At 45.4% G+C, this 1,175-nt stretch carries 1 protein-coding gene; it reads right to left on the bottom strand.

The window, feature by feature from the left end; all coding sequences use genetic code 11:
• On the bottom strand, positions 1 to 1,175 hold a 1,175-nt coding region (locus R7O12_RS25985), incomplete at both ends, for a methyl-accepting chemotaxis protein (RefSeq protein ID WP_318126936.1).

Raw genomic sequence — 1,175 nt, 5'->3', positions numbered from 1 at the left:
AGCATCACTTTGAAGCTGGTTGATCATACGTTGAATCTCTTCCGTTGAATCGGCAGTGCGCGACGCTAGGTTACGAACTTCATCTGCAACTACCGCAAAGCCTCGACCTTGCTCACCTGCGCGTGCCGCTTCAATCGCTGCGTTCAATGCCAGCAAGTTTGTTTGCTCAGAGATATCGCGGATTACACCAAGGATAGAGCCGATATCTTTCGTTGTAGAAGCAAGCTGTGTCACAACAATGTTTGTCGTTTCCACATCGTCAGCAAGACGGCTAATCACTTCTTTCGCTTTCATCACAACTTCACGACCCGTCTGAGTATTATCAGACGCTTGGTTTGCAGTATCGGCTGCCGTCGCTGCGTTAGACGCAATTTCACTGATCGTCGCACCCATTTGGTTGATCGCTGCAACTACTTGAATCGTCTGGTCACGTTGCTCTTGGCTATTGTCGTACGTTGACGTTGCTTTGCTCGACACGCTGTCTGCCGCTTGACTCAGTGCACCGCTCGTCAAAGATACCTCTTTAATGGTTGCGTGGATTTTCTCAATAAATCCGTTGAAACCTTTAGAAAGTTGCGCGATTTCATCATTGCCACGAATTTCAATACGCTGTGATAAATCACCTTCGCCTTGACCAAGATCGGTAAAGCGATCTGCAATCAAACGAATTGGCTTAGTGATACTGTTTGCAAGCAATACGCCCATCAAAATGAACACCAACGCCACTACAATGGTTGTGATCATCATTTTTTGGCCAGTTGCATTGAGATCAGCAAACACTTCGTCAACAGGCACGACGCCAATAACAAACCATTTCATGGACGGCACATACATACTCGCGACGAAATTGTCCTTACCTTCAAACTCGACATTAATTAGGTTGAAGCTGTTTTTGTTCAGCAGTTGATTCGCGTTACTGCCAAAAAGCTGCGCAATCGACGTTTTGTTTTTGCCTTGTTGACGATGAATTTGAATGTCACCTTTTTCATTCGTTAAGAACACGTAACCTGTGTCCTCAATTTGGAAGCTGTTTAGAAGTGACACCATGTCATCCATCGACTTAGATAGACCCGACATCGAGATACCGTTTAAGTCTTGGTAGTTAGTGAACATTTTCACTTCACCATTAGCTTCTTGGAAAACACTCACTGATGTTTCGCGACCCGAAGAGGTGA

The organism is Vibrio sp. Vb1574 (assembly GCF_033338675.1).
Note: the sequence above shows the minus strand (reverse complement) of the source record. Positions and strands in the feature narration are given on the sequence as shown.